Source organism: Escherichia sp. KS167_9B (assembly GCF_030295215.1).
In the GTDB taxonomy this organism is placed as follows: Bacteria; Pseudomonadota; Gammaproteobacteria; order Enterobacterales; family Enterobacteriaceae; genus Escherichia; species Escherichia coli_F.
The window spans coordinates 927,833-954,752 of record NZ_AP025754.1 but is presented as its reverse complement, the minus strand read 5'-3'; the positions used below and the strand labels follow the sequence as shown (position 1 = coordinate 954,752).

Annotated in this window: 25 protein-coding genes; 4 read left to right on the top strand and 21 right to left on the bottom strand. The window is 49.2% G+C overall.

The features are described from left to right. Positions 1–40: 40 nt before the first annotated feature. On the top strand, positions 41–949 hold the full coding sequence (gene yvcK, locus QUE34_RS04645; RefSeq protein WP_001246025.1) for a uridine diphosphate-N-acetylglucosamine-binding protein YvcK: 909 nt from the start codon (positions 41–43) through the stop codon (positions 947–949). 175 nt (positions 950–1,124) lie between these two features. Here yvcK and QUE34_RS04640 read toward each other — a convergent pair whose 3' ends face one another. Further along, a complete protein-coding gene (locus tag QUE34_RS04640) occupies positions 1,125–3,422 on the bottom strand; it encodes a pentapeptide repeat-containing protein (RefSeq protein WP_105268528.1) in 2,298 nt (765 codons plus the stop codon). 483 nt (positions 3,423–3,905) lie between these two features. Between QUE34_RS04640 and QUE34_RS04635 the strand changes: the two genes are divergently transcribed. Continuing rightward, complete coding sequence (locus QUE34_RS04635; RefSeq protein WP_105268527.1) at positions 3,906–5,558, top strand: hypothetical protein; 1,653 nt, start codon at positions 3,906–3,908, stop codon at positions 5,556–5,558. Positions 5,559–5,716: 158 nt separating this feature from the next. Here the strand turns inward: QUE34_RS04635 and uvrB are convergent, their stop codons facing one another. From uvrB to bioB, 5 genes are all read right to left on the bottom strand, one after another. Next, entirely contained in the window at positions 5,717–7,738 is a 2,022-nt protein-coding gene (gene uvrB, locus QUE34_RS04630; RefSeq protein ID WP_000042543.1) for an excinuclease ABC subunit UvrB, read from the bottom strand. A gap of 578 nt (positions 7,739–8,316) precedes the next feature. Further along, positions 8,317–8,994: a dethiobiotin synthase gene (gene bioD, locus QUE34_RS04625; RefSeq protein WP_000044827.1), complete on the bottom strand. Its 678-nt coding sequence runs from the start codon at positions 8,992–8,994 to the stop codon at positions 8,317–8,319. Then, positions 8,987–9,742, bottom strand: coding sequence for a malonyl-ACP O-methyltransferase BioC (gene bioC / locus QUE34_RS04620; RefSeq protein ID WP_000246780.1), 756 nt, complete (start codon positions 9,740–9,742; stop codon positions 8,987–8,989). The genes bioD and bioC overlap by 8 nt, the downstream gene beginning before the upstream one ends. Next, positions 9,729–10,883 (bottom strand): 8-amino-7-oxononanoate synthase, encoded by a 1,155-nt coding sequence (gene bioF / locus QUE34_RS04615; protein ID WP_032302731.1) that lies wholly within the window; start codon positions 10,881–10,883, stop codon positions 9,729–9,731. The genes bioC and bioF overlap by 14 nt, the downstream gene beginning before the upstream one ends. After that, positions 10,880–11,920 carry a biotin synthase BioB gene (bioB, locus tag QUE34_RS04610; RefSeq protein WP_097334410.1) on the bottom strand — a complete coding sequence of 347 codons (1,041 nt, stop codon included), beginning with the start codon at positions 11,918–11,920 and terminating at the stop codon, positions 10,880–10,882. The genes bioF and bioB overlap by 4 nt, the downstream gene beginning before the upstream one ends. Positions 11,921–12,006: 86 nt before the next feature. Between bioB and bioA the strand changes: the two genes are divergently transcribed. Next, a complete protein-coding gene (gene bioA / locus QUE34_RS04605; protein WP_072000938.1) occupies positions 12,007–13,296 on the top strand; it encodes an adenosylmethionine--8-amino-7-oxononanoate transaminase in 1,290 nt (429 codons plus the stop codon). 58 nt (positions 13,297–13,354) lie between these two features. After that, positions 13,355–13,831 carry a kinase inhibitor gene (locus QUE34_RS04600; protein ID WP_000767391.1) on the top strand — a complete coding sequence of 159 codons (477 nt, stop codon included), beginning with the start codon at positions 13,355–13,357 and terminating at the stop codon, positions 13,829–13,831. Positions 13,832–14,442: 611 nt separating this feature from the next. Here the strand turns inward: QUE34_RS04600 and QUE34_RS04595 are convergent. Genes QUE34_RS04595 through QUE34_RS04525 form a run of 15 tightly spaced genes read right to left on the bottom strand, consistent with a single transcriptional unit; the run spans position 14,443 to position 26,912 of the window. Beyond that, positions 14,443–15,015 carry a DUF4376 domain-containing protein gene (locus QUE34_RS04595; RefSeq protein ID WP_047662566.1) on the bottom strand — a complete coding sequence of 191 codons (573 nt, stop codon included), beginning with the start codon at positions 15,013–15,015 and terminating at the stop codon, positions 14,443–14,445. Positions 15,016–15,029: 14 nt separating this feature from the next. Beyond that, positions 15,030–17,309 (bottom strand): prophage tail fiber N-terminal domain-containing protein, encoded by a 2,280-nt coding sequence (locus QUE34_RS04590; RefSeq protein WP_286338928.1) that lies wholly within the window; start codon positions 17,307–17,309, stop codon positions 15,030–15,032. Positions 17,310–17,333: 24 nt separating this feature from the next. Continuing rightward, the gene (locus QUE34_RS04585; RefSeq protein WP_042966830.1) at positions 17,334–18,422 is read right to left on the bottom strand and encodes a phage late control protein; all 1,089 of its coding nucleotides are present in this window, start codon (positions 18,420–18,422) and stop codon (positions 17,334–17,336) included. Further along, positions 18,413–18,631 carry a tail protein X gene (locus QUE34_RS04580; RefSeq protein WP_040091449.1) on the bottom strand — a complete coding sequence of 73 codons (219 nt, stop codon included), beginning with the start codon at positions 18,629–18,631 and terminating at the stop codon, positions 18,413–18,415. Before QUE34_RS04580 ends, QUE34_RS04585 begins: the two co-directional genes overlap by 10 nt. Further along, positions 18,606–19,094: a phage tail protein gene (locus tag QUE34_RS04575; protein ID WP_040091450.1), complete on the bottom strand. Its 489-nt coding sequence runs from the start codon at positions 19,092–19,094 to the stop codon at positions 18,606–18,608. The genes QUE34_RS04580 and QUE34_RS04575 overlap by 26 nt, the downstream gene beginning before the upstream one ends. Positions 19,095–19,096: 2 nt before the next feature. Continuing rightward, positions 19,097–20,749, bottom strand: coding sequence for a hypothetical protein (locus QUE34_RS04570; RefSeq protein WP_047088967.1), 1,653 nt, complete (start codon positions 20,747–20,749; stop codon positions 19,097–19,099). Beyond that, positions 20,730–20,867: a hypothetical protein gene (locus QUE34_RS04565; RefSeq protein WP_157839838.1), complete on the bottom strand. Its 138-nt coding sequence runs from the start codon at positions 20,865–20,867 to the stop codon at positions 20,730–20,732. The genes QUE34_RS04570 and QUE34_RS04565 overlap by 20 nt, the downstream gene beginning before the upstream one ends. Continuing rightward, entirely contained in the window at positions 20,867–21,169 is a 303-nt protein-coding gene (locus QUE34_RS04560) for a phage tail assembly protein (protein ID WP_001291421.1), read from the bottom strand. The genes QUE34_RS04565 and QUE34_RS04560 overlap by 1 nt, the downstream gene beginning before the upstream one ends. A gap of 59 nt (positions 21,170–21,228) precedes the next feature. Then, on the bottom strand, positions 21,229–21,747 hold the full coding sequence (locus QUE34_RS04555) for a phage major tail tube protein (RefSeq protein ID WP_000988219.1): 519 nt from the start codon (positions 21,745–21,747) through the stop codon (positions 21,229–21,231). Continuing rightward, positions 21,744–23,219 (bottom strand): phage tail sheath C-terminal domain-containing protein, encoded by a 1,476-nt coding sequence (locus QUE34_RS04550; RefSeq protein ID WP_040091452.1) that lies wholly within the window; start codon positions 23,217–23,219, stop codon positions 21,744–21,746. The genes QUE34_RS04555 and QUE34_RS04550 overlap by 4 nt, the downstream gene beginning before the upstream one ends. Positions 23,220–23,273: 54 nt before the next feature. Beyond that, positions 23,274–23,801, bottom strand: coding sequence for a tail fiber assembly protein (locus QUE34_RS04545; protein ID WP_040091481.1), 528 nt, complete (start codon positions 23,799–23,801; stop codon positions 23,274–23,276). A 26-nt stretch (positions 23,802–23,827) separates the two neighbouring features. After that, positions 23,828–25,087 (bottom strand): phage tail-collar fiber domain-containing protein, encoded by a 1,260-nt coding sequence (locus QUE34_RS04540; RefSeq protein ID WP_064754567.1) that lies wholly within the window; start codon positions 25,085–25,087, stop codon positions 23,828–23,830. Then, positions 25,084–25,674 (bottom strand): phage tail protein I, encoded by a 591-nt coding sequence (locus tag QUE34_RS04535; protein ID WP_040091453.1) that lies wholly within the window; start codon positions 25,672–25,674, stop codon positions 25,084–25,086. The genes QUE34_RS04540 and QUE34_RS04535 overlap by 4 nt, the downstream gene beginning before the upstream one ends. Continuing rightward, entirely contained in the window at positions 25,667–26,581 is a 915-nt protein-coding gene (locus QUE34_RS04530; RefSeq protein WP_040091454.1) for a baseplate assembly protein, read from the bottom strand. Before QUE34_RS04530 ends, QUE34_RS04535 begins: the two co-directional genes overlap by 8 nt. Continuing rightward, positions 26,556–26,912: a GPW/gp25 family protein gene (locus QUE34_RS04525; RefSeq protein ID WP_040091455.1), complete on the bottom strand. Its 357-nt coding sequence runs from the start codon at positions 26,910–26,912 to the stop codon at positions 26,556–26,558. The genes QUE34_RS04530 and QUE34_RS04525 overlap by 26 nt, the downstream gene beginning before the upstream one ends. Positions 26,913–26,920: the final 8 nt, after the last annotated feature.

Below are 26,920 nucleotides of genomic sequence, written 5' to 3'. Positions count from 1 at the left end.
CGCTACTGTAGCGCGGAAAATCTGACTCCAGGAAACTATAATGCGCAATCGTACGTTGGCTGACCTTGATCGTGTCGTTGCTCTCGGCGGAGGGCATGGACTGGGACGCGTTCTCTCATCACTTTCGTCTTTGGGTTCTCGTTTAACGGGTATCGTGACCACCACGGATAACGGTGGTTCAACGGGGCGTATTCGCCGCTCAGAAGGTGGAATTGCCTGGGGCGATATGCGCAATTGCCTTAACCAGTTGATAACGGAACCCAGCGTCGCTTCCGCAATGTTTGAATATCGTTTCGGCGGTAATGGCGAACTTTCCGGGCACAACCTTGGAAACCTGATGTTGAAGGCACTGGATCACCTTAGCGTGCGGCCTCTTGAAGCGATTAATCTGATTCGCAATCTGTTGAAAGTGGACGCACATTTGATTCCGATGTCGGAGCATCCTGTTGATTTAATGGCGATTGACGATCAGGGGCATGAAGTATACGGCGAGGTCAATATTGACCAGCTCACTGCGCCGATACAGGAGCTACTCTTAACCCCCAACGTACCTGCCACACGTGAAGCGGTGCTGGCGATTAATGAGGCGGATCTGATCATTATTGGGCCAGGGAGTTTTTATACTAGTCTTATGCCCATTCTGCTGCTCAAGGAAATGGCTCAGGCATTACGCCGAACGCCTGCCCCGATGGTGTATATCGGTAATTTGGGGCGAGAATTAAGCCTGCCTGCTGCAAATCTCAAGCTGGAAAATAAGCTGGCGATTATGGAGCAGTATGTTGGTAAAAAAGTGATTGATGCGGTAGTTGTTGGACCGAAAGCTGATGTATCCGCAGTTAACAACAGAATTGTGATTCAGGAAGTACTGGAGGCCAGCGATATTCCTTATCGTCATGACCGCCAGTTGCTGCATAACGCACTGGAAAAGGCATTACAGGCACTAGGTTAAGCGCCTGTGCCGGGGGCAGAAAAATACGACTGTGACTATGGCGTTTTAAATTATAGAAGGCCATAGTCACCTTTTTTTGGCACAACCCCATTGTTAGCAGCTCATTTATCTTTCCACTTTCTGGAATTTAGTTTTGCTTCTTGATGTTTCTTGTGCCATGACTATTCTAAAAATGTTATAATCCCCATGCTTTGGGAGCCACCGAATCTAAATATTTATCAATATGATGAGAACGAGTATAATCTGCTATATTTTTTGATAAAATGGCCGTGCAATTTAAACCAGAGCCTAATCCCAGTAGTACCGTTAACCAGTTATCCAGAGCTTCAGATTCAACAATCGAGTTTTCCAGTTCATATGCTTTTAGTAAAAGAGCAGCAGAGTAAATTCTGAGGATTTGCGGAGAATTGTATTCCGTTCCTAAACTTGAAGCTGAAGAATATCTTGCGAACACGACAGCAAAACTTATCAGAAGCATTGCTTGTTCCGTTTTATTTGCATTTTCCATTCTGCAAGCCTTCATTAAATCTTTATAATGGTTTCCCTTAATATTTAAACAAGACTTATACTTCAATAGTTCGCTAACATTCTTTTTTTGTTTTATCTTTTTATTTTTACTTAACATTTCGTAACCCGCACCTTCTATAGATTGCGCCTGCAATGAGTAATTATCTATGAGTTTCATAAGAGGCGCAAAAATTTCATTTAATTTTATTTGTTCATCAATACCATCCATTTTGGTTTGAGAACAACAACTTTGTGATGCAGTGACAAATGGTTCGTATAGATCACCAAGCTGAAGGATTTTGAGATAATTTTTTAATAAAATATTATGTTGTGACCGTTTCCATGGGTAGGAAAACACTGGGAATTCGGTCATCAATACGGTATTAAGATTAATATCTGCAAGCGAGCACACTTGTTCTGGTGCTGCATATAGATAAAAATGGTCCCAGTCCTTATTTTTAATAGTGGTATCCAACATTTTATTTAAGGCATTAGATGAAAGACGCATTGCACGATTATTTTGCTGTGCTGAAAACAATACGTACCAAGCATCATCATGATCTTGTTGTTTACGCCATTCCGAGAAGTCTGGATAATCATTTCCTTCAGTATAAGGTTTAACATCCTTATGTTGTAAATATGTTTTATAAATATTATATGCTTTTTCTGCCAATATATTATTTTTACTTTTTAGTGCCAGGTCAGTCATCATTACATATGCAGTACTAAATGATAACATTAATGTAGGTTGTTCTGTAAAGCGATCTAAATAATAATTAATCCTCTCTTCACTAAGATTAAACAAAAAAGAAGAAGAGATACAGCAATCAACTGTAATTAATGACAAAATAAAGTTATCAAATATATTTATATCATCATTTTGCAATATATCATTTAATCCCTCTGGTGGTCTGTTAGACGTATAGTATTTTGCTAAGCAATTAATTTCTGATACATCCTTTTTTAATTTTGCAAGGTCATAGATACAATTTTTTGTACTCAGTTCGTTGGCGAGGATTTTTTTTATTTCAGGCATTGAATCTTCAGAGATATCTTCAAAGATTTGATAAATTTTCTGGATATGTTCTTTTGCTTTACATATATCAACCCTGATTAAATCTTGTAATGGAGGAGTATCGTCAAAGAAAAATTTCCGCATAGATCCCGTATGCATTTTTATTATTTTCGCTTCACGCAACACTATATTTTTTAAAATACAAGTACTAAAGTCACCTCTCTCTATAGTTGCGTATTCAAAATTTACCCCCGACATATTCGTACCAGCAACATCACAGGAAAATAAAGTGGCATTCTTGAATGAACTATTTTCAAACTGTGCGCCATTCAATATGGCATACTCCATATAACATCCTGAAAAATCTGCACAACCCTTGGCTTCTGTTAGATCTGTCCTTACAAAACTAGCACCGCTCAATTTGCAATCCATGAGTGTTGCTCTCTTCATATTAGCATCATTAAAATTAACGTTAGAAAAATTTGATTCACCGAATTCAGTATCTTCAAAATTGAGCCTCGAAAAATCAAAGCGCCCATTGGGATCCTGCAAAATAATTAGTTGTCGAGTTCTGACTGGTTTATCTCCAATAAAATAAGTTGTTGTCATTACACTGTCTGAAAATTCTATCTTGCACTTAAAAAGCTCATGCATGTGCGGAGGACAAAAATTTTTCAGGGTCAAAAACTCATTACGTTCTTTATTATATTCTTTTTTTTCATCGGTAAGGTAAGGTGATAAAAACAATCCATAGCGAGAATGGATATCATTATACATTCTACTTAAAAAATCTTTTTTCGTTTCGAAACCCAAAATGAATCGCAGCACATCAAAAAGCCGCTCCCATTTACTCATATAAAAAGTATGGTCATTGTCAGCAAGAAGCAATTGCTCTGCGCGCTTTTCATCAATTTCAAAAGATGACTGTCGATGATTAACTGATAACATCATGCTGCCTCCATCAGATAAACAATTAATTGCTGCAGTCTTCCTGAATACAGTTTATTTACTATCAAAAATCGCTCATTTCAAATAGGCTTGTTCCCGATTACACAAATAAAAGCATATTATTTATTAACTTTTAAATAATTACACCTATAATTATAACAATTAATATATATGCATTATCATTATATTAAACTTAAGATAATTGAGATAAAGAGTATTGTCGTTAATATAAATTGAGTCCATTGGATAAACTTGACTCATGTTATGTCTTGCGTAGAAGGATCTAAACACACTTAACTTCGAACTTTCATTAACACATTAATTTTGTCCGACTAAATGAGCGATTTTTGATAGAAAAATATCTTTACTTGTTTAAAAAATTACTCAATTTGATAACAAACGATTGAGTAAGTAAGTACCCTCAAAAAGCAACGATTATCTTATTATGCGGCGAATTTAGTACTTTAACATTAAAAGGAAATAATTATGCACCCTAGATTTTTTACATCATGCACTCCCCGTCTTCCGGAAAGATTTCCAGAAAAATGCCCCCCAAAAGTTTTGCATTCATGGTTTGATAATGGCGCAAAAAAATTTAATGAGGAATTTGCACGCTGGAAAGAGCTCGGGCGTGAAAAAGATTTCAATAATCAGTTTATAAGTTCATATATAAATAATAATATCAGCACCTACCAGAATATATCAAATGGTTTACATAATAATATTAATACAATACATGATTTATTAATTGAAAACACATCAAGAATGCCGCTTTCGGAAAGTTTAGACACATTATTAGTTATGGGACAGTTATTTGAAAGTGAATATAACAGAATATTCGCAAATATACCTTTGTTTGCAAACCTCTTTAAAGCAGCCCTAATACAATATATAACAAACAATAACACACTACTAATTGAAATATATAAAAACGCTCTAAATAAAATTCATAATAAAGAGGCCATAAGTTTCATTATTCAGAATATTTTTACTCAATCGATAGATGATCCCTGCTTTTACGAACCGTGCAATTTACATTTTTTACTTGATATCGCTAACAATTATGTCTTTTCTTTTAAAAAAGAGATGTTATTATCAGAACCACACTTACAAAACTCATTCCTGGAAATAATCAATCATTTTAATAATGATGAAGACAAAATAAGAGGTATTATTTTATTTATTTCTTATCTTGAAAATCTAGCTATTAAAATCAAGATTAACTTAAAGAATTTCCTGGAGAAGCTAAGATTTTCTAATATAAAAATTAAGATTGAACTCTATACCCATTTATTCAAAGCATTACCTGAAATAAAAGGGAGCGATATTATATCACTATATTTTACTATTGAATCAGCCTATAAAGAAGATATGCCAAAACAATTAACTGAACTATTAAATTTAGTTACAAACATTCCTGACATTGAAGATAAATTTCAATTCATAACTAAATTGGGTCATGCATACTGCCTCTCCGGAATTAATCTTTCAGATTACTCAACCTTTCTTTTAAAATTATTTCAGGATACTAAAGTAAACAGATTATGTGATTATTATAAGTTAAGAGTTCCTGGTGAACCAGAGTATCAACTTAGAATACCTTTAGATGGGTTGACATTTCAAATGCTTAGTGAACTGTACAGAGTATCGCCAGAAAACGTTTTCATTTTCGATGAACTTTTTCGAGAAATGATTGATTTCAGCACATTCGAAGGACGAGTGAGTTATTACAACACCATACTTTATTTAATAAACCAGAATACCGAAAGCATCAATAAAATAAATCTATTTAGCCATTTGATTAAACGTCTTCCATTATGTAATTTCAAAACTCAAGACTTTGAAACAAGATTAATACTTGCATTGCCTGAGTTAACAATCGAGCATGTGAATAAAACCGTATTAGAATATTTAAACGAGCTTACTGATATGTACAAAAGAAAACCATATTTAATTCTCACTGACCATGATAAATATTTTAGCTTTATCAAATATGCATTTAACAATGGAAATATTAAGATATCAAATGCCTTGATTGACGTCATAGAGAAAATAAATACAGAAAATCCTACTTCCCAGAGAACAAAAAGAAATCTTTCTGTATTAACGCAACCATTCAAAACATGCCAAATTTTATGAATAACGTAAATAAGTAATGAGTTTTAGTTTAGCACATCAACGTACCAGAGCCGCTTGCAACTCTGGTACGCTTCCTTTTTCACCAGTGTAACTGCACTATGCATGTTAACTGCTTTTGAACATAACAAGCGAAACCGAGCATTTTCCCATCTCCAACATCACGAAGCCGCAATGAACAACTCACGTAGCTGATGCAACTGGTCACGAATTTGCGCCGCTTCTTCGAACTCCAGATTTTGCGCGTGTTGCATCATCAGCCCTTCCAGTTCATGGATTTTCTGCTGCAACGCCTTCGGCGACATATCCATCGGCACATTATCCGGCTCAACAATCGGTCGTGATTTTCCTCTGCCCTTCGCTTTGGTTTTGGCAATGTTCTGCCCCAGCGCCAGGATATCGACCACTTTCTTGTTTAATCCTTGTGGCGTAATGCCGTGCTCTTCGTTGTAGCGTTGCTGTTTCTCGCGGCGACGTTCGGTTTCGCCAATCGCTTTCGCCATTGATGGGGTGATCTTATCGCCGTAGAGAATCGCTTTACCGTTAACGTTACGTGCCGCACGACCAATGGTCTGGATCAACGAACGTTCAGAACGCAGGAAGCCTTCTTTGTCGGCGTCGAGGATCGCCACCAGCGAAACTTCCGGCATATCCAGACCTTCGCGCAGTAAGTTGATCCCTACCAGCACGTCGAACTCACCCAGACGCAAGTCGCGGATGATTTCCATGCGCTCGACGGTATCGATATCTGAGTGAAGATAACGCACACGCTCGCCGTGTTCTTCGAGATATTCCGTAAGATCTTCCGCCATCCGCTTAGTCAATGTTGTGACCAGTACACGCTCGTTAATTGCCGCTCGCTGGCGAATCTCCGAAAGAAGATCATCAACCTGTGTTGCCACCGGTCGCACTTCGATAATCGGGTCAAGCAATCCGGTTGGACGTACGACCTGATCCACCACATCACCACCGGATTTTTCCAGCTCGTAATTACCCGGCGTCGCCGAAACATAGATGGTTTGTGGCGCTAATGCTTCGAACTCTTCAAACTTCAGCGGACGGTTATCCAGCGCTGATGGTAGGCGGAAACCGTACTCCACCAGCGTCTCTTTACGCGCCCGGTCACCGCGATACATACCGCCAATTTGTGGAATGGTGACGTGAGATTCATCGACGACCAGCAACCCATCGGCAGGCAGGTAATCAAACAGCGTCGGCGGTGGCTCACCTGGTCCACGGCCGGAGAGGAAGCGTGAGTAGTTTTCAATGCCCGAGCAATATCCCAGTTCGTTCATCATCTCCAGGTCAAACTGGGTTCGCTGAGTCAGCCGCTGCTCTTCCAGAAGTTTGTTGTTCTCTAACAGCACTTTGCGTCTGGCGGCCAGTTCTTCTTTGATCTCTTCCATCGCCTGTACGATGCGCTCGCGCGGCGTGACGTAGTGCGTTTTCGGGTAGATGGTAAAACGTGGAATGGTGGAAACAATCTGCCCGGTTAGCGGGTCAAATAACGACAATCGTTCAACTTCCTCATCAAACAGCTCCACGCGAAGTGCAATGTCATCCGATTCTGCCGGGAAGATATCAATCACCTCGCCACGAACGCGGAAAGTGCCACGCTGGAAGGCTTGATCATTCCGGGTGTATTGCAGCTCCGCCAGTCGACGCAGGATCGCGCGCTGATCGATAATCATACCGACCGTAAGATGGAGCATCATCTTGAGATATAAATCAGGATCGCCCAGACCATAAATCGCGGAAACCGATGCCACCACAACCACATCACGCCGCTCCAGCATCGCTTTGGTGGCGGACAAACGCATCTGCTCGATATGTTCGTTTACCGAGGCATCTTTCTCAATGAAGGTGTCGGAACTCGGTACATAGGCTTCCGGCTGATAATAGTCGTAGTAGGAGACGAAATATTCCACCGCGTTTTCCGGGAAGAACTCTTTCATTTCGCCGTACAGTTGGGCCGCCAGCGTTTTGTTGGGCGCCAGTACCATGGTTGGGCGCTGAAGGTCAGCAATGACATTGGCGATGGTGAAGGTTTTCCCGGAGCCAGTTACACCGAGTAACGTCTGGTGCGCCAGGCCATCTTCCAGCCCCTCTTCGAGACGTCGAATCGCCTCTGGCTGATCGCCAGAAGGTTTAAAAGCGGAATTCAGTTTGAACGGTTTACTCATGAGTCGCTACCTGAAGGAGTTGGGCGGGCAGGTATGTAATTTTACTCGTCGTACTTAATTATGCCAACAAATTATACTGGATAAAAAAACAGTTCCCCACCATAATATTTCTGTTACAGCGTAAACTCTGCTGTCAATCATGAGCAAAATTTACTCTGTGGCGAGATAAAACTCCGGCCTTACGGGGTTATCCCCAAAGCAACGGCTTTTTTAACATTTGTCAAGATGAGTGATGACAGTTTTATGGCAAGAGATGCCTCTTCAGTGACTGCCATTGCAATTATCTAACCAGTTAAAAAATAAAAGATATTTCTTTGAGCCGTCTTTAACGCCAATTCGCGTGCAAGCCGCGTATTCTCTCGCTTGCCTCGTGTTTTCTAACTCTAATACACATGGTTATCCACAGGAATAGTGGATAACTGTCTGCAGCCCCTATCCCCCGCCGCCTGGGCAATTCCCACATTCACCGCATGATGCGGAAGTAAAATTTTTTTCGTGATTATTTTAGAATTTAATTGGTTAAATTGCAGTCAACCGAAGACGCGATCTCGCTCGCAATTTAACCAAATACAGGATGGCTACAACAAGGCAAGGTTTATGTACTTTCCGGTTGCCGCATTTTCTGGATTTTCTGCAAGCCAGGGAATTTCGCCCAGCAGCGGCGCGGGAATCATGCGGGTGAGCGTGGTCATATATTCAGCGTGACGTTTTCCAGGAGGCGTGACATCATTCGCCACCCAACCCGCCAGAGTCAGTCCGGCGTGTTGTATTGCCTGTGCCGTCAACATCGCGTGATTAATACAGCCGAGTTTCACACCAACTACCAGTATCACCGGCAGTTGTTCCTGTGTTACCCAATCCGCAAAAGTGAAAGTGTCAGAAAGCGGCGTAAACCAGCCGCCAGCACCTTCCACTAACACCCAGTCAGCCTGTTGTTCAAGCGCGCGTAATCCGGCGCTCATTACCAATGATTCTATCGGCCTGCCCTCTTGCGCGCTGATGATGTGCGGTGAAGTGGGTTCTGCGAAGGTGTAAGGATTTACCGTTGCGTAATCCAGCTGCAGGCTGCCGTTGTGCTGTAACGCCAGCGCGTCACTATTACGTAAGCCGTCCGGGGTCTTTTCGCTGCCAGAGGCGACCGGTTTATAACCTGCCGTCCGATAACCTGCTGCCTTCGCGGCTTGTAAAAGTGCACAACTGGCGACAGTTTTCCCCACTTCGGTATCCGTTCCGGTGACAAAATAACGTTTACTCACGAGCAATCACTCCCAAAAAAAGATGATACGTCAGAGGATATCGCCCCTGTTGTTGCGGCCAGGCCAGTTGCAATCGCTGCAACTGCGAACGCGTTAATATTCGTGGGTAGCGCCCTTCATGAAGATGCGTGGCACCGATGCCTTTCAGCGAACGCATGGCACTGAGCGCATCAGCAAACCACAGCGTGATGGGCTGAATATGATGTTGATAATGCACGCTGTTCAGCGACTGTTCGATTTCATCTGGCGGTAAAAAGCGATTAGCATGCGGGCGCTCGTCCACCGCCTGCCACGCCTGATGCAATTCAGGGAGCGATCCCTGCACCAGCGTGGTAAACGCGACCACGCCTCCGGGGCGCACCACGCGATACAGCTCGCGAAGTGCCGTGGATAAATTACCGCACCACTGCACCGCGAGATTGCTCCATGCAAGATCGAAGGTTGCAGTCGCTAACGGCAGGGATTCGATATCTCCCGCCAGATAATGGTCTGCGGCATCCTTCTGGCGTGCCTGAACAAGCATTGGCGGCGAGAGATCTAACGCTGTCACCTGCGCGTGACGTTCCCGCCAGTGGCGACTCATCCAGCCTGGTCCACAACCCGCGTCCAGCACGTGGGTGTATTTACGCTGTGGGAGCATTGCCAGTAAGACGTCAGCACTCTGGCGCTGTAGATCCGCATGTTGCTCATAATGTGCGGCTGCCCGACCAAATGCCGCAGCAATGGCTTGTTTATTAACCGTTGCCATGCAGCACCTCCAGCAGACGGTCGATATCCTGCATTTCATGCGCGGCGGTTAGCGTTAAGCGCAGTCGCGCAGTACCAGCGGGTACGGTTGGCGGGCGAATCGCCGTGACCCAGCAGCCTTGCTGGCGCAGTTTTTCTGCCAGTTGTAACGCACGGCTGTTATCACCGACAATCAATGGCTGGATGGCGCTGTATGAATCAGCAAGCGTAAACGGCAAATCCTGTACTCCGGCACGAAAACGCGTAATGAGTGCCGCCAGTTTTTCGCGCCGTGCATCACCCTCATCACTGCGAATGACCGCCAGCGACGCACGTAATGCCTGCGCCTGAGCGGGCGGCATACTGGTGCTGTAAATAAGATGGCGGGCAAATTGCAGTAGATAATCCGCCACCGTATCGGAGCAAAGCACCGCTGCCCCGCTGACGCCAAATCCTTTGCCAAAAGTCACCACCAGAAGTTCCGGTTTCACCTGCTGTTGCCAGCAGCTACCGCGCCCCTGTTCACCGATCACGCCCGTGCCGTGGGCATCGTCGACCATCAACCAGCCGTTGTGCTGTTGCGTTACCTGCTGGATTTCCGCCAGTGGCGCACTATCGCCGTCCATGCTGAACACGCCTTCTGTCACCACCAGTTGCTGCCCCGGACAGGGGGAAGCAAGCAGTCGCGCCAGATGAGCGACATCGTTATGGGTAAAACGGCGAAGCTGCGACGGGCTTAAACTGGCAGCTTCCAGCAATGAAGCGTGACTCAGCCGATCGGCAACAATACGGTCCTCTTTCGCCGTCATCGCGGTAATGACTGCCTGGTTAGCGGCAAAACCAGAGATAAACAGCAGTGCCCGCGAATAGCCCAGCCACTCGGCCAGTTCTTCTTCCAGCGCCTGATGCGCCACGCTATAACCGCTGACGTGACCGGAACCGCCGCTACCGACGCCAAATTGCTCCGCACCCTGCTTCCATGCACGGATGATGTGCGGATGATGACTTAAACCTAAATAATCGTTACTGGAAAAGTTCAGATACTGGCATTCATCCGCCACCAGCCAGCGTCCGGCCCCTTGCGCCACCGGATAACGGCGACGCAGGGCATCGGCAGCACGCCGCGCATCGAGCGCCGCGTTGATTTTCTCCTGCCAGCTCATAGTGCTGCCGCGTTGTAATATTCGTCAGTGTCCGGGGTCATCAGCGCCTGTTCAAGACGTTGCTGTTGTTCGTTATCGCCCGCCAGCACTGCGGTTTGCTGCGGATTTAACCCCAGTTTGCGGAACAGTTGCAGGTCTTTATCTTCTTCCGGATTCGGCGTGGTCAGCAATTTGCAACCGTAGAAAATCGAGTTTGCGCCAGCCATAAAGCACATCGCCTGAGTCTGTTCGTTCATCTGCTCGCGTCCGGCAGAAAGGCGCACGTAAGAGGTCGGCATCATGATCCGCGCGACTGCAATAGTGCGAATAAAATCAAAGGCATCGACATCATCGTTATCTGCCAGTGGAGTGCCTTTCACCTTCACCAGCATGTTGATTGGTACGCTTTCCGGCGGCGTCGGCAGGTTTGCCAGTTGCAGCAATAATCCAGCGCGATCTTTTACCGTTTCGCCTAAACCTACAATGCCACCTGAACAGACTTTGATCCCGGCATCACGCACTTTTTCCAGCGTGTCGAGACGTTCCTGATAAGTGCGTGTGGTGATGATATTGCCGTAAAACTCCGGCGAGGTGTCGAGGTTGTGGTTGTAGTAATCCAGCCCGGCATTCGCAAAGCGCTGCGCCTGAGATTCACTCAACGTGCCCAGCGTCATACACGCCTCCAGGCCCATCGCTTTTACCCCCTGCACCATCTGTTCCAGGTACGGCATGTCGCGTTCGTGGGGATTCTTCCACGCCGCGCCCATACAGAAACGTGTCGATCCCGCCGCTTTCGCTTTTCGCGCCGACTCCAATACCTGTTCAACTTCCATCAACCGCTCAGCTTCCAGTCCGGTTTTATAACGCGAGCTTTGCGGGCAGTATTTGCAATCTTCCGGACAAGCTCCGGTTTTAATTGACAGCAAAGTACTGACCTGCACCTGACGAGGATCGAAATGCTGACGATGCACCTGCTGCGCTTCAAACAGCAGATCCAGCAACGGTTTTTCAAATAATTCTGTGACTTGCGACAATGTCCAGCGTGGGCGGTGAGCCATGGGGCTTCTCCAAAACGTGTTTTTTGTTGTTAATTCGGTGTAGACTTGTAAACCTAAATCTTTTCAATTTGGTTTACAAGTCGATTATGACAACGGACGATCTTGCCTTTGACCAACGCCATATCTGGCACCCATACACATCCATGACCTCCCCGCTACCGGTTTATCCGGTGGCGAGCGCCGAAGGTTGCGAGCTGATTTTGTCTGACGGCAGACGCCTGATTGACGGTATGTCGTCCTGGTGGGCGGCAATCCACGGCTACAACCACCCGCAGCTCAATGCGGCAATGAAGTCGCAAATTGATGCCATGTCGCATGTGATGTTTGGCGGTATCACCCATGCGCCGGCCATCGAGCTATGCCGCAAACTGGTGGCGATGACGCCGCAACCGCTGGAGTGCGTTTTTCTCGCGGACTCCGGCTCCGTAGCGGTGGAAGTGGCGATGAAAATGGCGTTGCAGTACTGGCAAGCCAAAGGCGAAGCGCGCCAGCGTTTTCTGACCTTCCGCAATGGTTATCATGGCGATACCTTTGGCGCGATGTCGGTGTGCGATCCAGACAACTCAATGCACAGCCTGTGGAAAGGCTATCTGCCAGAAAACCTGTTTGCTCCCGCGCCGCAAAGCCGCATGGATGGCGAATGGGATGAACGCGATATGGTGGGCTTCGCACGTCTGATGGCGGCGCATCGTCATGAAATCGCGGCGGTGATCATTGAACCGATTGTTCAGGGCGCTGGCGGAATGCGCATGTACCATCCGGAATGGTTAAAACGAATCCGCAAAATGTGCGTTCGTGAAGGTATCTTGCTGATTGCCGACGAGATAGCCACCGGATTTGGTCGTACCGGCAAACTGTTTGCCTGCGAACATGCAGAAATTGCGCCGGACATTTTATGCCTCGGTAAAGCCTTAACCGGCGGTACGATGACCCTTTCCGCCACGCTCACTACGCGCGAAGTGGCTGAAACTATCAGCAACGGCGAAGCCGGATGCTTTATGCACGGGCCAACCTTTATGGGCAATCCGCTGGCCTGCGCGGCAGCAAACGCCAGCCTGGCCATTATCGAATCTGGCGACTGGCAGCAGCAGGTAGCGACTATTGAAGCACAACTGCGCGAGCAACTGGCTCCTGCCCGTGACGCCGAAATGGTTGCCGATGTGCGCGTGCTGGGAGCGATTGGCGTGGTCGAAACCACTCGTCCGGTGAATATGGCTGCGCTGCAAAAATTCTTTGTCGAACAGGGTGTCTGGATCCGACCTTTTGGCAAGCTGATTTACCTGATGCCACCCTATATCATTCACCCGCAACAGTTGCAGCGCCTGACCGCAGCGGTTAATTGCGCGGTGCAGGATGAAACATTTTTTTGCCAATAACGAGCAGTCAGCGTGAGGTTTTCTGGCTACACTTTCTGCAAACAAGAAAGGAGGGTTCATGAAACTCATTAGTAATGATCTGCGCGATGGCGATAAGCTGCCGCATCGCCATGTCTTTAACGGCATGGGTTACGATGGCGATAATATTTCGCCGCATCTGGCATGGGATGATGTTCCTGCGGGAACCAAAAGTTTTGTCGTCACCTGCTACGACCCGGATGCGCCAACTGGCTCTGGCTGGTGGCACTGGGTAGTTGTTAACTTACCCGCTGATACCCGCGTATTACCGCAAGGGTTTGGCTCTGGTCTGGTAGCAATGCCAGACGGCGTTTTGCAGACGCGAACTGACTTTGGTAAAACCGGGTACGATGGCGCAGCGCCGCCGAAGGGCGAAACTCATCGCTACATTTTTACCGTTCACGCGCTGGATGTAGAACGTATTGATGTCGATGAAGGTGCCAGTGGCGCGATGGTCGGGTTTAACGTCCATTTCCACTCTCTGGCAAGCGCCTCGATTACTGCGATGTTTAGTTAATTGCTCAACCAGATGGCGCAATGCTATCTGGTATCACTTAAAGGTATTAAAAACAACTTTTTGTCTTTTTACCTTCCCGTTTCGCTCAAGTTAGTATAAAAAAGCTGAACGTGAAACATTAAAAACCATTAATATCAATGTCTTATAATGCATTTAGCTTAAAAAATAGACTGCATAATACTGTAAAACACAACATATCCAGTCACTATGAATCAAATACTTAGATAGTATTAGTGACCTGTAACAGAGCATTAGCGCAAGGTGATTTTTGTCCTCTTGCGCTAATTTTTTGTCGTAAAATCGGTAACGGCTGGAAATCATTCAATACTCGCACTATCGGAAGTTCACCAGCCAGCCGCAGCACGTTCTTGCATACGACGTGCCTGCGGTTTCAACTCCCGCCAGCTCCACCACTTTTGATAGGACTGAACCGGACAGCAGCAATAAAAACAGCCAGTTACGGACACTGACCAGACAGTGAGTGGACCAGAAAAAGACAAAAATATACACGTAAAATGCACGTGCATTTCAAAAAAGCCTCTGATTATGGAGTCAGAGGCTTTTCTATTTGTAACTAAGAGTAACAATTCAACACGATCCATACTTAACAATTACGTAACGTCAAACGCTCGAATTGATCCCAAATCCTCCAGTGTATTTAACGCATCTTTCATCTCACGCTGACGCTGATAAATCTCATCGTTGCGATCGACCTGCGCCTGCGCCATCGCTGCAGCCAGCCCCTCAAGTTCCAGCATCGACAGTTTCACCTTCTGATTATCAGCGTCACCCCACACCATAACATCCCGTGCAGTGTAGGATTTCGCCGATATCACCACCGGATAAAGACGGGCTAGTGAGTCGGGGCCTGCGTTCCAGGTGTGACCGTTCCATTCGAACGTGAACGACAGTGCTTCCTGTTCTGTACGCCATGCCTCAATTTCCCGCCTTTTGGCATCCTTTGCCGCTGCAATAAGTTCAGGCGTGACAGTGAACGGGGCGATTTCGCCCCATTTCCCGCTTTGCAGCTCCTGCCAGACATGCTGGCCTGTCGGGGCCATATCATCCTGTATGGCAGTATACAGGGCGAACTCCGTTTCACCTTCAAATAACACCTCGCAGTCAACCGCACCATTTTCAAGATAATGTGCGTTTCTGATACCTTTCACCGCTCTGATTTTCATGCCTGATTTCCTCATTACTCAATGCGTACAAAAAGACCGATAAAGCCACGCTGAGTACCATAATTGTTACCCAGGCCCGAAAGCGCCGTGTAACGACCGGGGAAGTTGTATTCACCGGCACCGCCAATCACAACCTGCGGTGAGGATGCGTATGTCCCTGTATCACTAACCTGTGCACTCATGGCCAGAGGACCAAGACGGGAACCCGGCACAGTATCACCGAGTCCCAGAGAAGCATTTTCACCAAAACTTTCTCCCTGATATACCGCCATAATCGGCACACCGACGGCCGGGTATTGGTAATATGAGAACGGGCCATTACCGGCGGTTGAGGACATCAGATATGCCAGGGAGTTGCCGTCATACACAATAAGGCTTGATGTTGCATTCCAGCTGTTACCACTGTAGCGATAACGCATACAATGTATGCTGTGCTCATCCTCGTAATACTGGTTGTAGTACAGCAGCGTTTTGAATTTACGCGCTGAGTCTGAACCATCGTTATCAGAGGGTGACCACATCACATCAATGATACCGTTAAATTTCGTGGTGCCCACCAGCAGCGTGGAGGAGTCCGCAATACTGACCGCATAACGCCCCGGGGTGACTGTCTGCAGCCATATAACGAAATCAGCCTGTCCGTTAAATGACAGAGCTTCGGCGCTGGTGAATGCCTGTCCAAACCCATACATCCCGGACAGGGCCAGCCTGCCCGGTGTGCGGTCACGGATATCACTCTGGGGTTCCATCGTCGCAGCCGCGCTCAGCTCAAGCTCCGTGCGCATGGCTTCAGCCGTGTCATGCGCCAGCAATGCGCGGCCCTTCTCTGACAGCAGAGACAGTGAGGCATTCCCGTCCGTATTGAAGTACAGAAGATTATCTGCCCGTTGCGTCAGTGCGCTGATTGCCGTTAAGACGTCATTAAGCGGTTGTTTGCCTGCCAGCGCGTTTGTGATTGTCGTCGCAAAGTTCGGGTCATTGCCCAGCGCCGCTGCCAGCTCGTTCAGGGTGTCCAGAACTTCCGGCGATGAGCCAACCAGCGCAGCAAGCAGTTTGCGCACAAACGCTGCGTTCGCTGCTTCCAGACCGGCTGCATCATCCGGTGGGGTTGGGGTGGTTGGGGTGCCGGTGAAGGCCGGGCTGTCCAGTGGCGCTTTTGTTTTCGTCTCGTCCATGACGGTTTTGACAGCCTTTGGCGTGGCAGCCAGTTCCTCGCTGTCGTTGTCCGTATCACTACACAGTTGCACCAGACCTTTTTCTGTCGTGGAGGCATTTGTTGCATTCAGGTCATCAACTATCTGCTGCGCCTCATCCCTGTACTGTTTCGCTTCCTGCGCATTGTCTGCACCTGCATCCTGGCTGGCTTTAGCCTGTCGGGCGTATTCAGCGGCGCTGTTTTCATGCCCGAGTGCAGCATTTGCTGCATTTTCCGCGCTGGTTGCAGCTGATGATGCGGCATTATGATAAAGGCGGGCACGTTCGGCGGCATCGACTGATTCGTCCCGCGCTGTGCCTGATGTCTGTGCGCTGTTTTCTGCCTCACCCGCAAAACGTTCCGCATCATCACGTGCGGTGACCGTTGCCTCCACATCCTGCGCGGTCTGCTGTGCGCTTTGTGCTGCATTATCAGCGTGATTTTCCGCATTCTGTTCGCTTTGTGCGGCAGCTTCGGCACTGGCCTTTGCCTCGCCGGTCAGCGTTGCGGCATCAGCAAGTTTATCGACCGCTTTCCGGACTATCGTGTCGGCATCCTTGACAGCCTGCTCTGCGCGGGCCGCATCCTGTGTGGCAGATGACGCCAGCAACGCCACCTGATTTTTGTCTTCGGCAACGGCTTCTGCATTCTGCTGTACGTTATCCGCCAGCGTCTCGCAGTCTTCCTTTATCTTCTGCGCATCAGCGACATGTTGCCCGGCCTGTCGCTCGCTTTCCGCTGCTGCTTCCGCGCTCTGCTGCGCCTGCGCCACCATTTCCTCAAAGCGTTTCACTACATCCGGTTTTAAATCGCCTTCATCGAGGGCGGTCAGAAAGTCGTTCAGTGTGCCGGGCTTTGAGTCGTCGTAAACCGAAATATCACCGACGCAATATTCTCTTTCAATACACGAACGAAGATAAACATCATATCTTCCGGTCTGGGCTTCAAATGCATATTCTCCTGCCGGCCCTGTCACCACTGTTGCCACCGTTCTCATGACCACTGCGGATGTATTTTGCCGGGCTTTCAGAATAATATGGTATCCGGACAAGGGGAGCCCCGCACCATCCGTCAGCACACCCGAAATTAATACAGACATTTTTAATTTCCTGATTTAAAAAAATTAACCGTAATAATTGACACCTTTTTTATCCGCGTTCTTCTTCCCTGATGCCTGTCCTTTCGCGGAAATATCCGTGGTCAGCGACAGATTCAGCGAAAATCCCTGCCCCGGTGCCAGTGAAAACTCCACCGATTCAGCCTGCCAGTAATGGTCCTCACGCACACCAAATCCCTGCGTGATAAAACGCACCTCCGCCCCCGCTTTCAGCAGTTCCGGTCTGCAGGGCAACGTTATCGTCATCTGGCGTCCGGCTTTCTGCACACGTTTAACCTTCGACTCTGCACAGTGTTTTGCGGTGCCCTGGTCAGGCTGGGTAAAGGGATGCCGCTTATCTGTTGACTCCACGTCAACTTTAACTTCACGTGTGCGTCCGTCACGGGCATCAAAATACCGGACACCCACTTTCCCATCTTTCCCGCCACCCGCAGCGCCCTGTCGCTCACCTTCACGATAATCCCAGTCTGATACCATACCCGGCGTAATGGTTATCTCAGGGGCATTTCTGCCCCCTGCACTCCGTGATGCCCCGTATTCCAGAAACAACCAGTAGCCACTGGTCGGTTTACTGGTGGCACCGTACATACCTGCAATGCGGGACAGGAGGGCTGCATCAGATTCTGATGACTGCATCACCCATGGGATATGAATACCAGCCAGCGCCGGTGATACCTGCGCCACCAGATTATTTTCAGTGGCGATGGTTTTTACCAGGTCTCCCAGCGAGATATCACTGAAAGCGCGGGTTTTCAGTGCGGTCACGTCCGCGCCATGTTTTGACGCATTCATGGGGGCTGCGGTGGCATAAATGGTGATCCGGCGGGGAGGGCCACCACTTGCCACCTGACAGACGGTAAAGCTGCCTTTATTTACCAGATTTCCGTTGAACCCCAGTCCCAGCGTTAGCACCGCGCCTTTCGGGGGCAACGCCAGCGTCTCACTGAACAGCGTTATCATCAGTTCATCGGACCGCTTTGTGCCAGCACCATTATCGGTATATCGCAGCTCAGCCAGACCTCGTTTTATTTCCTTCGTGATATCCTGACCTTCCGCTGTCAGACTGAAATCCGGCTGATACTCATTCACTCCCATAACTGAAACGTCTCCTTCACTTCCGGTTCATATACCCAGTCCGGCAACACGATTTCCACTCCCGCCGGACAGACCGGACCAAGGTCAGCCAGCCCCGGATTAGCCTCCAGTACCGCCGCCAGTGACTGGTTAAGCCCGGCACTGCCATAGTGCCTCTGACAGATGTCATCCAGCATATCGCCGTCAGTGGTCCGCCAGTTTTTCGCCATAGTATTTCAGCTCCAGAGTGAACGTTTTATTCTTTGGCGCACCGCCGGGAAGAAAGGAGGTGGTGTTATCTGAATAGGCTGTTGCCACGAAATACCCCATCACATCACCTGTGCCCGAGACCAGAAGATGCGGGGCCGGATTGTCATCCACCATCTGAACCAGTGTATCAAGGGCATCCATTCCCACACCGTCACGAAATCCCGCATGCAACATACCTTCAAAGGTTATCGTTCTGGCCCCCTTACCGGTATACTGCAGCAGATCGTTTTTTCCGATAAGCTGTTGTTCATCCCACCGCCATTCCATGGTGCGCTTCATGGCGTTATACGCTGCCGTATCGATACTGAATTCAAACTCACCAAACGACAGCATGACGCGGGAAGCCACCTCCGTTAATGAGCCCACTGCGTCCCATGCTTCGCGCTCAAGCCGGTTTACGCCCCAGCCCAGTAAATCCACCATCTTCACCCCCAGGATTCATAACCATCAGTCATACGGGAACGCTGGCCAAAATTAATATCCCCCAGATTTTTCATCACCCTGTCTGCAAGTTGTCCGGCATCCTCGCCAGGTTTCTGGGTAATGTTGAATTCCGCCCGTATCTGATACGTGGGTTTTACTTCCACCTGGCTGATACTGCCGGGTGTATACTGGAGAGCTGAAAGGCGATCAGGATTTTCCTGTCCCTGACCAGCCGCAGGAAGTCCGTCAATGTAGGTGCGGGATTTCTCTTTTATCGCCTTAAAATCAGGTTCTTCCTTCGGTCCCAGCAAAGGGTCGAGAAATGCATCAAACTTTTTATCGTCATGATTCCAGGGGAGATAACCGCGGGTGTCTTTATAGGCCTGTACAACCTGTTTTGTCAGGTCAGGATTTTGCCTGAGCAGTTCATCAAACCATTCACCCTGACCGTTTTTCTGCGCCACTACTCTCGCCAGCTCCGGCGACCCCATTTTTGCCAGATACTCCAGCACTTCCCGTCGGTCCTCTCGCGGATCATCCGCCAGCCCCCACTCAATGGCTTTTTGTGTAATTCCGGCAAGAACTTTTCCAAATTTCCACATCCAGGCAGCCAAGTCGATCAGCGCCGGCAGGGCATCATCACGAATAAATGCCCGGATTTTTTCCAGTCCACCATTCTTAAACCAGGCCGCAAGGTCATCCGTCACCTGTTGAATATGTGGTGCCAGCTCCTTACCCAGTTGCCCGCTGATTTCATCAATGGACGAACTCAGAACATTACTGAGATTTGACAGCGCCATATGCCCCTGAACTGCGCCATCTGCCCCTGCCTTTGTCACCAGGTTATAGCGTTTCTGCTCACTGATAAGCTTCCGGTAAGTTTTTCCTGACAGACGCATCCAGGTCAGAATTTTATTGGCCTCACCACCAAACAACGCATCTGCCATCCCGGCTGCCACCTGTTCATTCTCTACCTGCAGTAAGCGATCAAATAAAAATTCGACCTGCTCCTGGTTACTTTTCCCTGCCATCACCCCGGATTTCAGTCCCAGTTTGCCAAAGACCTCCTGAATGGCCCCTTTATCCGTGGCACCATTATCATCGTCAAAAACCTTGTTCCGGTACTCCTCAAACAGATCACCGATGTTTTCACCGTTCAGCCCCATCAGTCGGGCCAGAGAATCCCACGCCGCATAGGTTTCATAATCCACTCCGTAACTGCGGGCGATCCCTGCCCGCTCCGCCGTTTCACTGTTCCGGCTAAGTGCTGCACCTGCAGCGCCTGCCAGTGTCAGTCCTGCCCCGACTGAAAGCCCGCCCCCCACTTTCAGGGCAGTCATTCCACGCCCTTTCCAGCGAGCCAGACGTTCCGCACGCGCCAGTTCGCGGTTAAATCTGTCCTGCTCAGCGGTGGCATCATGGATTTTTTTACCCAGCTTTTCATACTGCTTTCGCAGATCGGTAATATCCTGTCCTGCCAGTACGCCAGCCTGGATTTTTCGTTTCAGTACGTCCTGCTGGCGTGTCAGACGAGCCACTTCACGCGTGGCTCCGGAAAGGCCCTTTTTCAGGCCATTAACAGAATTTTTCCACGACGGATCTATCGTGCCGCCGATCCGGATATTCGCTTTAAGGTTATCGCCAACCGTTGCCATAACATCGCTTCCTCTCTTCCGACTCCGCCAGCATCATTGCCACAAAATCCGTATACGGCAGCGCCATCACATCTCCTGGAGACCACCCGAACCAGACACCGGCACGCCGTATCGCCATCAGGATGCTTTCTTCTTCCGCCGGACCGGCGGCAGCAAAAAAACATTAAACTGCCGCTCCAGGGCCAGGTAATCACACGCTTCCATGTTCATCATGTCCGCCGCGTCCATCCCGCACAGACCGGCAATCATATCCAGATCAGCCTCTGCTTCCGGTTTGTTACTCCGACGATGCAACAGACGATCGCGGACAGTGGGCGCACGCATGGTGACGTGCGTGATCGTCTGTCCTGATGCGGTGACATACGGCACGGATAACACAATTTCCACGCTGCTGGCAGGAACACTGTTTTTTTCTGACATAAGTACCTACTTAAAAAAAGAAAAGGCGGCCTGAGCCGCCTGAATGACAGGATCCCGGATTAAACCCGGATGATTTTTTTCAGATCCGCCAGAACATTAACGCCATTAATACGACGTACAAACTCCTCCGGAATAATGCAGATGGTTTCCACACCGTCGACAGCCTGGCGGTAATAACTCAGCGACATTTCCACCGTCACCGAGGCGTCTGCCTGCGATGTTGCCGGACGTGCATCCGGCGTGATACTGGTGATCATCCCCTGCAGGGTTTCCACCTGTCCGCTGGTCGCATTCCCCACCTGATAGCCCTGGCGGACAACAATCTCCGGCGAATAAAGCCCGGCCTGTAATCCCAGCAGCGTCAGCATGGCAACATCATAACCATAAATCTTAAACGAACAGGTCAGTGCTTCCATGCCGTCATCCACTGCCACCGGTGCATCCATTGCGCCGGTTTTGATATCCACTGTCGTGATATTAATGGCAGGCGGTGTGTATTCATGCGCCCCCTGAAGGCGGATCCCGCCAGGAAGAAATAACGCCCATGCGCGCAACAGTTTTTTTTCACCCGTCATCATACTGTCAGTTCCTCCAGCGCCAGTTTATTGTTAATCATTGCCCGCAGTGTCAGGCGCTCCAGTGGTGACTTCGGCCCAAAGTCATAATCAATATACAACTGCCCTGCCGCCAGGGTTTCTGCAGTGTTCAGTTCATCGTTCAGCCATGCACTGCCACCGTGGATCGCGCCCAGATTTTTAAGCTGACGCATATAGGCATTAATGCTGCCAAGAATGTCGTCTGCCACATCCCGATCAAGCGGGCGATCGACATAAGGCAGCATGGCCTCCTGGATGCTGTCCTCAATCACATCTGCAGTGCGGCGTACCGGCTCAAAACGCCACTGACTGTGGGATGTGCACAGACGGTTACCCCAGTGTTTAAAACCGTCATGGCGAATAATGGTGGAGATATTTTCCATGTTCAGCAGGTTTGCCGTGCAGTTCTGCTCCCCGAGAATAAACGTATCCACCTGCTCCAGACCGGTGATATTCATCACGTCCTGGTTTGATTTGGACCACCACCACCCTTTTTCGTAATCAATACGGGCACGCAGCCCGGCAGCACGGGCCGAATATGGACGAAATATCGTCTGCCCGCTGTCATCCGTCACTGACACGCGCGGACGCAGCAGCTCCACACGCCCACCAAATGACGCGCGCCGCTGAACCACATCCTGCGGCGTTGCCATTGAAGGCGAGTCAATATAGGCCACAGCCCGCAGCTTCGCGGCATACGTTTCCAGCGCCTTTGCCACACCATCATCCTCACTGTACCCCGTGGCAATGAGGATGCGCGGTTGATAGCCTGTCACGCCCTTACTTTCTGTCAGCGCCTCCATGGCCTGAATCACCGCCGCACGCTGTTCGGCCTCTTTCGCCTTTGTTTTACTTTCTGCGCGCACCACAATCACCAGCGCACCAGTCTGGTCAAAAATATCTCGCAGGGCCGGGTATAATGTTCCGGCTGTGCCCAGTTTCCCTGCCTGAGTAATGGCCCCTGCCACCACCACCGGTGTATTGACCGGGAACGCCTCATCTTCTCCGCCGGATAACGTCAGGCTGAACGGCAACACCACTTTATTTTCAGCGCCTCCTGCATTCAGGGTGCTGACAGCCGCCGTCACAGGCGAATCCCCCAGCGCATTCACCGCTTCAGTCACACAGTCCACCGTGGCGTTAACCTGGCTGTGTTCGTCCGTCCCCAGCGTTATCGTCAGGGTTATACCTTCCAGCGTGGCCGTAGTCTGCGCACTTTGTTCTGTGGCAGCGACGGCAACCACGGAAATATTATTGCCAGCCCTGCCTTCCTGTTTCGCCGTGAAATCCAGTGCCGTTCCCAGCAGCCACGAGCCGGCAGTGCCGGAAGCACACACGCCACCAGAGGCGTCCGGCGCAGTCCCCACCAGGCCAATCACTGCCGTGGAGATGGTCTGCACGGCAACCGTACCCGTCGTCAGTTCAATGGTTTCAACACCATGTAATCCGGACATACATTTCTCCCATAAAAAAACCGCCCTCAGGCGGTCAGATGATTCATTTCTTTTTCAGGTATTTTGTGGCTGCTCAGGCCAGCCAATATTGTCGTAAGCAGTCTTGTCTGCAATTGTACTGAAATCCATCGCCTGCAGCGATTTCGCGTAAATACGCCAGACTTTCAGTTTTTCTTTTTCTTCATCACTGAGAATGCCCAGCGCCAGGTCGGTAGCCCAACCGGATGTGATATCCTGTGCCGTCATCAGCAGACGCTGACGTTCTGCCTCTGCTTTGGCCACATAATCCACTGGCACAGGCAGCACTTCGCCGTCCTGGTAATACCATCCACCATCAATATTCACACCATCAGGAAGTACATCCAGTTCGGTAACACTTGCATTAAGTGGACAGAGCGCAGAAACATCGGTTGTAATGCTGCGGACAATGTTATTACTGTCATACATGATTTTGTATGTATTCGTCGCAAACTGTTTCTGGCATTCGTACCAGTCCTGACCATCCTCACTGATGAGATATAACGCCCACGCTACTGGTGGATTTTCCGGTGTGTATTCTCTGAAGTTTTTAATGTTTATCATGGTGTTTACCGTTCTTTTACGCGAATTCATATCGACGATACATTCATCCAGGTACCATTCACACAATACTGAATGGTCCGGTAATAAATACCACCAATGTTATCTGCAGAATTGTCGCCAGTATCCTGAACGATTATCCCGGTCATGACGTTTCCGCTACCAAGGTCCTGCGTCCAGGTATACCAGTTACCTGCGGGGGAGTAGCTTTGTCTTGACCCCAGCCTTACAGAAGTGATACTGGCCCCTGTTTTTGCGTAACGTGCATCGAAGTTTCCGTAGTCTGACGGTGTCACCCGCCCTGAAACATTCACTGCCCGGTTACTTTGTAACTCGCCATTCTGAAAACGGAATACGTGCTGACCATTGGCATAAACATCCAGCAGGCCGTCACCATTCTGTTTAAAGCCAGTATCACTGTCACCAATTGCAATTGAGTTACCACCCAGCGCATTCTGAACACCGATACCCAGCGCACCATTCACCTGAGAGCCACCGCCAACAGACACTTTGTGCGACATGGATATCTCCCCCGTCCGCAAGTCAATACTGAACGGGCGCAATGAGCCAATATCACCATTTTCACCCTGACCTTCACTGGTAGGAATAAGGTGCAGGCACTCTTCCGAACGGCGAAAAATCAGACCAAAGGCTTCGTTGAAAATCCTCAGCGCATTAACACCACGGATTTTCAGTTCCCCGCTCATGGTGTCACCATCACGCTGAACGGCATTTTTTGCCTTATCCACCGTGGGTTTTAATCCGAGGTTTTCAACAGACTCATCCTTGTCTTCCACATCCGAAAGATTATTTTTTCGTTGCAGATAGCGTCTGTCTCCGATTTCCTGAGTAATAATGGCTCTGTCCGGATCAACCTCCAGCACCACGCTTTGCGCGTGCGTCAGTCCAAGAACCAGCGTCAGAATAACTTCCTTAATAACGGAATCCGTCTGGTCTGGTAAAAAGGTGTCCGGATAACGTCCGTACGCGATAAGCGTACCTCTGTCGCTGATCATCCCCAGTTCACGAAGGGTTTTACCGGGGTATGATTTACAGTCAATCACAATATCCCCGCTGATGAAGCCCTCCTCCACCGCACCGTCGGAAAAGGGTTCCTGCCCGAATTCGCCGTACAATGATGTCATTGCTGCCATTTCATCCGGCGTGGATGGCAATGCCTGCCCGCCCCCGTCACCAAGCAGAACATGCCGGACGGTCACGGTTTGCCCGTTCTGATATGCTGCTTCAATTTCTGCTGCGCCGGACGTTGTCAGAATCAGTCCATTCATACTCCTGCCTCACTCTGCCCTTCAGTGGGCACTGTCTTTGTTATCACACCGGTACTTCTGATTTTTTCTGTCGCCATCACATAGCCGTAACCAAATCCCCGCCCTGTGCTGTTCCCGTAGACGTGAATACTGAACCAGCTGCGCAGATTTTTGGCACGGAGTACCGCATGCTTCAGATCCTGATGATCATTCATCAGTACCGGTAAATCCTTCTGCTCCACGTTCAGACGAAAGGTATACGGCTCCCCGGGTGGGGTCTGCTCATACCACTCAACAATCTGCGACCGGAAGGGACTGTCAGCCAGCGATGCCATCAGCGCCGCTTTAGTCCCTCTGTGGCGGTGGATGTAAGCAGCACGTTTTATCGCAGACCGTTTTTCCGCCTCCGTCCAGTGTTCATTCCAGGTGTCCACCGCCATTTCCCAGGCCAGCCATGGCAGCAATTCAGCAGGACATAAATCGGGATTTTTCACATAGCGGATCAGGCAGACCGCTATATCTGACAGCATATCTCCGGCGACACAGTCCACCACCCGCTCCGCCCGGCTGGCACTGACCGGCAGTATGCTCCTGATATCGTCATTCATCAGTTGTCTCCACCTTATTCAGCGTTACCTTACGGCACCACGGTGCCTGCCCCATCGCAGGAACGATATCACTGCCCGGAGAGGTCAGATTCACAGTAATCACCCCGGTCTGGTGAAGGGCACCATCCATGCCAGAACGGGATGCCACCGAGCCAATCCGGTGGACGCTGTCAGTGTATGACTGCAGCGCCTTGCGGGCATTTGCCATAACCAGTTCACCATCCAGTCCGTAGGGAATATGAATATCCGCCACCACATCGTAGGGAATAATTTCTGCCGTCCGGACACTGACAAAATCCGTCAGGGGACGGGTTTCATCATCACTGACTGATGCTGCCACCTTATCCAGCAGGGGTTGTGATGCGCTGCCATTTCCTGACCGGGATAAAACATAAAGAAAAACGCGGCCTTCCTGCGAGTGCGTTTCCGGCCCGTAAGCCTTCACATCCAGCACATCAGGATCAGCACTTTGTGCAAAATAGTGATACGCATTTTTCGCGCCGGCGGTGCTGAGCCGTGCCCACGACAACTGGATACGTTCGCGAAAAGCGTCATCATCTTCATACACCGCCGGCGTGGGCGGAATGGTGCTGTCGTCTGCCGGGGTAATGACCAGCCGCTGAACCTGATAATTCGCACCAACCTGATCCAGATCGCTCTCACCGGCACTGGCAAGCAGTACAGCACGGACAGCATCATTTATCTGCTGGCGCATCAGCGCCACCCGAAAAGCCAGCGCCTCTGCCCATTTATACGCGGGATCAGATTCCACCAGAGCCGAAAACAACGTATCCAGTTCCTGATACTTCGCCACTATCTGAGTGACCAGCATTGCGGTATCCGGCACTTCCACCGCATCCGGTACCGGTATCGCGGACAGATCAATGATTGCCTGAGACGTTGCCAATTTTTATCTCCTCGAGTCGAATCGTATCCTGAGTTTCGTTGTTCACCCCGACAAGCGTCAGCCACGCGCTTCCTTCTCCTGTCCACGTCACTTCCACCCGCCGGAGAGTCAGGCGGGGTTCCCAGCGTTCAAGGGCGGTTACCGTTTCACGCACAATTCTCACCCGCGTGAAATCATCCTGTGGGTTATCAAGCAGACTGAAAAGTCTGCTGCCGTATTCCCTGAGCAGGACCCGGCTGCCGACCGGTGTTGACAAAATATCGGTGACGGACTGGCGCAGATGTTCGTTACCGTGCAGATATCTGCCGGTGGCTGAATCAATACCAATCATGTTGTTTA

Bases quoted from the DNA above. Each gene is read 5' to 3' on its own strand.
- yvcK (WP_001246025.1), top strand. From the start codon at position 41: ATGCGCAATCGTACGTTGGCTGACCTTGATCGTGTCGTTGCTCTCGGC.
- QUE34_RS04640 (WP_105268528.1), bottom strand. From the start codon at position 3,422: ATGATGTTATCAGTTAATCATCGACAGTCATCTTTTGAAATTGATGAA.
- QUE34_RS04635 (WP_105268527.1), top strand. From the start codon at position 3,906: ATGCACCCTAGATTTTTTACATCATGCACTCCCCGTCTTCCGGAAAGA.
- uvrB (WP_000042543.1), bottom strand. From the start codon at position 7,738: ATGAGTAAACCGTTCAAACTGAATTCCGCTTTTAAACCTTCTGGCGAT.
- bioC (WP_000246780.1), bottom strand. From the start codon at position 9,742: ATGGCAACGGTTAATAAACAAGCCATTGCTGCGGCATTTGGTCGGGCA.
- bioF (WP_032302731.1), bottom strand. From the start codon at position 10,883: ATGAGCTGGCAGGAGAAAATCAACGCGGCGCTCGATGCGCGGCGTGCT.
- bioB (WP_097334410.1), bottom strand. From the start codon at position 11,920: ATGGCTCACCGCCCACGCTGGACATTGTCGCAAGTCACAGAATTATTT.
- bioA (WP_072000938.1), top strand. From the start codon at position 12,007: ATGACAACGGACGATCTTGCCTTTGACCAACGCCATATCTGGCACCCA.
- QUE34_RS04600 (WP_000767391.1), top strand. From the start codon at position 13,355: ATGAAACTCATTAGTAATGATCTGCGCGATGGCGATAAGCTGCCGCAT.
- QUE34_RS04595 (WP_047662566.1), bottom strand. From the start codon at position 15,015: ATGAAAATCAGAGCGGTGAAAGGTATCAGAAACGCACATTATCTTGAA.
- QUE34_RS04590 (WP_286338928.1), bottom strand. From the start codon at position 17,309: ATGTCTGTATTAATTTCGGGTGTGCTGACGGATGGTGCGGGGCTCCCC.
- QUE34_RS04585 (WP_042966830.1), bottom strand. From the start codon at position 18,422: ATGGGAGTGAATGAGTATCAGCCGGATTTCAGTCTGACAGCGGAAGGT.
- QUE34_RS04580 (WP_040091449.1), bottom strand. From the start codon at position 18,631: ATGGCGAAAAACTGGCGGACCACTGACGGCGATATGCTGGATGACATC.
- QUE34_RS04575 (WP_040091450.1), bottom strand. From the start codon at position 19,094: ATGGTGGATTTACTGGGCTGGGGCGTAAACCGGCTTGAGCGCGAAGCA.
- QUE34_RS04570 (WP_047088967.1), bottom strand. From the start codon at position 20,749: ATGGCAACGGTTGGCGATAACCTTAAAGCGAATATCCGGATCGGCGGC.
- QUE34_RS04565 (WP_157839838.1), bottom strand. From the start codon at position 20,867: ATGGCGATACGGCGTGCCGGTGTCTGGTTCGGGTGGTCTCCAGGAGAT.
- QUE34_RS04560 (WP_001291421.1), bottom strand. From the start codon at position 21,169: ATGTCAGAAAAAAACAGTGTTCCTGCCAGCAGCGTGGAAATTGTGTTA.
- QUE34_RS04555 (WP_000988219.1), bottom strand. From the start codon at position 21,747: ATGATGACGGGTGAAAAAAAACTGTTGCGCGCATGGGCGTTATTTCTT.
- QUE34_RS04550 (WP_040091452.1), bottom strand. From the start codon at position 23,219: ATGTCCGGATTACATGGTGTTGAAACCATTGAACTGACGACGGGTACG.
- QUE34_RS04545 (WP_040091481.1), bottom strand. From the start codon at position 23,801: ATGATAAACATTAAAAACTTCAGAGAATACACACCGGAAAATCCACCA.
- QUE34_RS04540 (WP_064754567.1), bottom strand. From the start codon at position 25,087: ATGAATGGACTGATTCTGACAACGTCCGGCGCAGCAGAAATTGAAGCA.
- QUE34_RS04535 (WP_040091453.1), bottom strand. From the start codon at position 25,674: ATGAATGACGATATCAGGAGCATACTGCCGGTCAGTGCCAGCCGGGCG.
- QUE34_RS04525 (WP_040091455.1), bottom strand. From the start codon at position 26,912: ATGATTGGTATTGATTCAGCCACCGGCAGATATCTGCACGGTAACGAA.